General features: G+C 70.4%; 8 protein-coding genes. 5 read left to right on the forward strand and 3 right to left on the reverse strand.

The window, feature by feature from the left end:
• Positions 1–109: 109 nt before the first annotated feature.
• On the reverse strand, positions 110–619 hold the full coding sequence (locus HUW36_RS26040) for a SigE family RNA polymerase sigma factor (protein ID WP_425487268.1): 510 nt from the start codon (positions 617–619) through the stop codon (positions 110–112).
• Between the two features lie 68 nt (positions 620–687).
• Between HUW36_RS26040 and HUW36_RS26045 the strand changes: the two genes are divergently transcribed.
• The 3 genes from HUW36_RS26045 to HUW36_RS26055 all read left to right on the forward strand — a co-directional run bounded on the left by HUW36_RS26045 (position 688) and on the right by HUW36_RS26055 (position 1,898).
• Positions 688–1,170 carry a methylated-DNA--[protein]-cysteine S-methyltransferase gene (locus HUW36_RS26045; protein WP_174530562.1) on the forward strand — a complete coding sequence of 161 codons (483 nt, stop codon included), beginning with the start codon at positions 688–690 and terminating at the stop codon, positions 1,168–1,170.
• 138 nt (positions 1,171–1,308) lie between these two features.
• Positions 1,309–1,515 carry a ribbon-helix-helix domain-containing protein gene (locus HUW36_RS26050; RefSeq protein ID WP_174530563.1) on the forward strand — a complete coding sequence of 69 codons (207 nt, stop codon included), beginning with the start codon at positions 1,309–1,311 and terminating at the stop codon, positions 1,513–1,515.
• Positions 1,512–1,898, forward strand: coding sequence for a type II toxin-antitoxin system death-on-curing family toxin (locus tag HUW36_RS26055; protein ID WP_174530564.1), 387 nt, complete (start codon positions 1,512–1,514; stop codon positions 1,896–1,898). The genes HUW36_RS26050 and HUW36_RS26055 overlap by 4 nt, the downstream gene beginning before the upstream one ends.
• Before the next feature lie 60 nt (positions 1,899–1,958).
• Here the strand turns inward: HUW36_RS26055 and HUW36_RS26060 are convergent, their stop codons facing one another.
• Positions 1,959–3,038, reverse strand: a complete 1,080-nt coding sequence (locus tag HUW36_RS26060) for an inositol-3-phosphate synthase (RefSeq protein ID WP_174530565.1) — start codon at positions 3,036–3,038, stop codon at positions 1,959–1,961.
• A gap of 23 nt (positions 3,039–3,061) precedes the next feature.
• Positions 3,062–3,700: a PadR family transcriptional regulator gene (locus tag HUW36_RS26065; protein WP_174530566.1), complete on the reverse strand. Its 639-nt coding sequence runs from the start codon at positions 3,698–3,700 to the stop codon at positions 3,062–3,064.
• Between the two features lie 175 nt (positions 3,701–3,875).
• Here HUW36_RS26065 and HUW36_RS26070 point away from each other — a divergent pair, with 175 nt between their 5' ends.
• Together HUW36_RS26070 and HUW36_RS34155 are read left to right on the forward strand one after the other, a co-directional pair.
• Positions 3,876–4,322: a DUF5318 domain-containing protein gene (locus HUW36_RS26070; RefSeq protein WP_174530567.1), complete on the forward strand. Its 447-nt coding sequence runs from the start codon at positions 3,876–3,878 to the stop codon at positions 4,320–4,322.
• 194 nt (positions 4,323–4,516) lie between these two features.
• A partial coding sequence (locus tag HUW36_RS34155) for a hypothetical protein (protein WP_217428881.1) occupies positions 4,517–4,705 on the forward strand: 189 nt, incomplete at its 3' end.

Consider the following 4,705-nt stretch of genomic DNA (forward strand, 5'->3'; position numbering starts at 1 on the left):
CGCAGCCGGCGGCCCCGACCGAGCGACCGCGACGCCAGGTCCGGCGCGGGTGCGGCGGCGTCGGCGAGGTCGCGTACGGCGCCGCGCAGCGCCTCGTCCAGCGACGTGTTCATCGGGTCACCTCCGACCGGGTGGTCAGCTCGTCGAGCGCCGGCACGAGGTGCCGGAGCCGGGCCAGTGCCTTGGCGCTCTGGCTGGCCACGGTGCCGGGCCGGCAGCCGAGCAGCGCGGCGGTCTGCTCGACGCTCAGGTCCTCCAGGTAGCGCAGCGTCAGCACGGCGCGCTGGCGCGGCGGCAGGGCGCGCAGCGCGTCGCGTAGCAGCAGCCGCAGGTCGCTGTCGTCGCCCGCCGTCGGCCGTTCCGGCAGCTCCGCCACCGGCACCTCGGCCCGTCGCGCCCGCCGTCGCCAGCCGGAGACCTGGTCGTGGTAGAGGATCCGTTTCACGTACGGCTCCGCGTCGCCGCGGATCCGGGGCCACCTGGCGTACGCCTTGGCCAGCGCGTTCTGGAGCAGGTCCTCCGCCGCGTGCTGGTTGCCGGCGAGCGCGTACGCGACCCGCAGCAGGGCCGCTCCCCGCTCGTTGACGAACGCGGTGAACTCCCCGTCGACCTCTGCCACCGTCCACCTCCGCATCTTCAGACGCACGGGGCGGGGAAATCTTTGCCCCCCGCGCGACAATGGGTGACATGCGCTGGACCGTGCTCGACTCGCCGATCGGGGAGTTCTCCGTGGGGACCGACGACGACGCCGTGCGCGGCGCGCACTTCGGCCGGGTGGCGTCGGCGGCCGACGAGCCCGGCGACGACCTGGCCCGGCTCGCCGTGGCCGAGCTGCGGGCCTACTTCGCCGGTGAGCTGACCGATTTCACCATGCCGGTGGTGGCGCCGCACGGCTCCGAGTTCGAGCGCGCGGTCTGGCGTGAGATGACAGGCATCCCGTACGGGGAGACGAAGACCTACGGCGAGGTGGCGAAGGCGGTCGGCGACCCGGGGGCGGCCCGCGCCGTCGGGGTGGCCTGCAACCGCAACCCGATCCCGGTGCTCGTGCCGTGTCACCGGATCGTCGGGGCCGGCGGCAAGCTGGTGGGGTTCGGCGGCGGGCTGTCACGCAAGGTGACCCTGCTGGAGCTGGAGGCCTCGGCGGCGCTGCGCCGCGACTGGCTTCGCTGAGCGCGATCGCACCGCCGGTCCGCCCCGGTCCGAGCGATCCTCGCCATGATCTGGCCCGGTTGGATCCGAGCTGATCGAGGAGGAGACGTGCCACCGAGCGTGGTTGACGTGCCGACGGGTGAGTTATACAACTCTGGTATGGCCTTCACCCTGAACCTGAAGCCCGAGGTCGAGCAGCGGCTCAAGGAGCTCGCCGAGGCGGAGCACCGCTCGATGCACAAGACGGTCGAGGTGGCGGTTCAGGCGTACCTGGACCGGCACGAGCGCGACGAGTGGACCCGGCAGGCCGCGCGGCGGGTTCTCAAGGAAGATGCCGAGTTCTTCGAGATGTTGGGGGACCGGTGACACGCCCCTGGCCGGACGCGGAGGACCTGCTGACGTTGCTCGCTGAACACACCGGTCCCCGGAGCCAGGTGCGGGACGCCGGGATACTGGTGGTGGCAGCGGCCCGGCCCCACGCGCGGTTGATGGGGCGGGCCGCCTACCCGACCGCCTTGGACAAGGCCGCCGCATTGCTGCACGGGCTGATGATCTGGCGTCCCCTCGACCTGTGGAATGCCGGGCTCGCCTGGGCCGCGATGCGCGTCTTCCTGACCCGTGCCGGCTTCCGTCTCGCCATGCCGGCGAAGGAGCGGATGGCGTTGACGGACGCGTTGACCAGCGGAGAGGTCGACTCGGTCGAGGAGCTGGCACTGCGGCTGTCGCCGTACCTGGAGATGTCGGCCTGACGGAACGACGACGGCCGGGTCCCTGCGGACCCGGCCGTCGACGGTGTTCCGGTAAGCGCGTCAGCGCTCGACCTCGCCGGCGATGAACGCCTCGACGGCGGCGTGCGCGTCGTGGTCGGCGTACTGCTGCGGCGGGGACTTCATGAAGTACGAGGAGGCGGAGAGGATCGGGCCACCGATCTTCCGGTCCAGCGCGATCTTCGCGGCCCGGACGGCGTCGATGATGACACCTGCCGAGTTCGGCGAGTCCCACACCTCGAGCTTCAGCTCGGCGTTGAGCGGGGTGTCACCGAAGGAGCGGCCCTCCAGGCGGATGTACGCCCACTTGCGGTCGTCCAGCCACGGCACGTGGTCGGACGGGCCGATGTGCACGTCGCTCTTGCTCATCTCGTGCGGGATCTGGGACGTCACCGACTGGGTCTTCGAGATCTTCTTCGAGACCAGTCGGTTGCGCTCCAGCATGTTCATGAAGTCCATGTTGCCGCCGAAGTTGAGCTGGTACGTGCGCAGCAGCTCGACCCCGCGGTCCTCGAAGAGCTTCGCCAGGGCGCGGTGCACGATGGTGGCGCCGACCTGGCTCTTGATGTCGTCACCGACGATCGGCAGGCCGGCGTCGGTGAACTTCTGCGCCCACTCCGGGTCGGAGGCGATGAAGACCGGCAGGGCGTTCACGAACGCGCAACCGGCGTCGATCGCGGCCTGCGCGTAGAACTTGTCGGCCTGCTCGGAGCCCACCGGGAGGTAGGAGACGACCACGTCGACCTGCGCGTCGCGCAGCGCCTGCGCCACGTCGACCGGCTGGGCGTCCGACTCCTCGACGATCTCCCGGTAGTACTGGCCGAGACCGTCGAAGGTCGGGCCCCGCTGCACGGTCACGCCGGTCGGCGGGACGTCGCAGAGCTTGATCGTGTTGTTCTCGCTGGCGACGATCGCCTCCGCGAGGTCCATGCCCACCTTCTTGGCGTCCACGTCGAACGCCGCGACGAACTTCACGTCGGAGACGTGGTAGTCGCCGAAGGTGACGTGCATGAGACCCGGGACGCGGTCGTTCGGGTCGGCGTTCCGGTAGTACTCCACGCCCTGTACGAGGGACGAGGCGCAGTTACCCACACCGACGATGGCGACGCGGACGGAGCCCATAGCGTCTGCCTCCTTCTTCTTCATCACGGCCGCTCTGTCCTGGACGTGCCAGGCGTGGGCGGGCTGTCGTTGTCTCCTCGGCCACCGGCCGTCCCGGGTCGCGGGGCGGTCGGGGCCCGGCCGGAGCGCTCGTTGGCGATGAGCTCCTCCAGCCAGCGGACCTCGCGCTCACAGGCGTCGAGCCCGTGGCGTTGCAGTTCCAGGGTGTACGCGTCGAGGCGCTCGGCTGCCCGGCCGAGCACGTCGCGAAGACCTTCGCGGCGTTCCTCGATCTTCCGACGACGACCTTCCAGGATCCGGAGCCGGGTGGCCTGGTCGGTCCGGGCGAAGAACGCGAAGTGCACGCCGAAGCCCGTGTCGTCGTACGTCTCGGGTCCAGCCTGCGCTATGAGCTGGGCGAAGCGTTCCTTGCCCTCCGCGGTAATGGTGTAGACCACCCGACCGCGTCGGCTGGTCAGCGCGGGAACCTCCTCGGCGGTCGCGGGCGTCTCGGCGGCTTCGGTGATCCATCCCGCCGCCTGCAGCCGGCGCAGGGTCGGGTAGAGCGAGCCGTAGCTGATCGCCGCCCGGATGGCGCCGAGCTTGGCGGTCAACTCCTTGCGCAGCTCGTAGCCGTGCATCGGAGCCTCCTGCAGGAGGCCCAGGATGGCGAATTCGAGCACGGGCCATCCCTTCTGTTCCCCCTGCGCGGAGCGCTAACCACCGCGATGTATCGGACCGATACATCGCACGTTAGCGGAGAGGGGTGGCCAGGGCAAACCCCGGGTTACGCGACATCCTCGTCACCGATGGTGACCATGGTCGCCTCGGTTCGACGGAGCGCGTACCCTTTGCCGCATGCGTACGCAGCGCCAGGTCGTCGACTACTCGCTCCAGAAGCGGGCGGTGCTGCGTGAACTCCTCGCCGGGCGGATCGGCACGTACGACGTCTGCGACGCCTCGCCGTACCTGAAGAACGCCGCCCGCTTCCACGGTGAGCCGACCGATCACCGCTGCCCGATCTGCCGTAGCGAGAACCTGATCCACGTCCACTACATTTACGGTGACGAACTCAAGCAGTCGGCCGGCCAGGCGCGTACCCGGGCCGAGTTGCCCGTCCTGGCCATGACGCTGCGTGAGTTCCAGGTGTTCGTGGTGGAGGTCTGCCCCGGCTGCGACTGGAACCATCTCGTCGAGCAGTTCCTGCTCGGCCGGGACAGTCTCGCGGGTGAGGCGGAGGACGCGGGCGAGTCGGTCGCGGCCAACGGCTCCACCACTCGGCGAGGGCGAGAGGCGCAACGGTGAACGCGGCTGTCCCGATCGTTGCCGGCCCGGTGACCGGGCGGCACGAGCGACAGCCATTAAGCGTAATTGGTCCGATTAGGTCGGATTTGACGGGCGCACGTCGGCGCGGCCGGCGGGTAACGTCCCGTGTTCCAGCTCACGGCAACCCGGTGGCGGCGCCCCCGCGCCCCACCGCGACCGGCAGGGTGTGAGGAATGAACTACGGCGATCCCAGTTCTTCGCGTGGGCGGGCCCAGATCCCGGGCCCGAACGGCGACCCCGGCTCCGAGCGGAGCCCGCGCGGGAACGGCTGGTCCGGCGCTCCCGAGGGTGGCGCCTCGGCGCGTGCCTCGGTGACACCGCGCGGCACCGGCGGCCGGGCCTCGGTCGGTGGTGCCGCCCCG

Origin of the sequence: Micromonospora maritima, from assembly GCF_902825405.1 — a bacterium.
GTDB classification, from domain to species: domain Bacteria; phylum Actinomycetota; class Actinomycetes; order Mycobacteriales; family Micromonosporaceae; genus Micromonospora; species Micromonospora maritima.

What these genes read in the sequence shown, in the direction of transcription:
- HUW36_RS26045 (WP_174530562.1), top strand. Translation starts at nt 688, where the DNA reads ATGCGCTGGACCGTGCTCGACTCGCCGATCGGGGAGTTCTCCGTGGGG.
- HUW36_RS26050 (WP_174530563.1), top strand. Translation starts at nt 1,309, where the DNA reads ATGGCCTTCACCCTGAACCTGAAGCCCGAGGTCGAGCAGCGGCTCAAG.
- HUW36_RS26060 (WP_174530565.1), bottom strand. Translation starts at nt 3,038, where the DNA reads ATGGGCTCCGTCCGCGTCGCCATCGTCGGTGTGGGTAACTGCGCCTCG.
- HUW36_RS26070 (WP_174530567.1), top strand. Translation starts at nt 3,876, where the DNA reads ATGCGTACGCAGCGCCAGGTCGTCGACTACTCGCTCCAGAAGCGGGCG.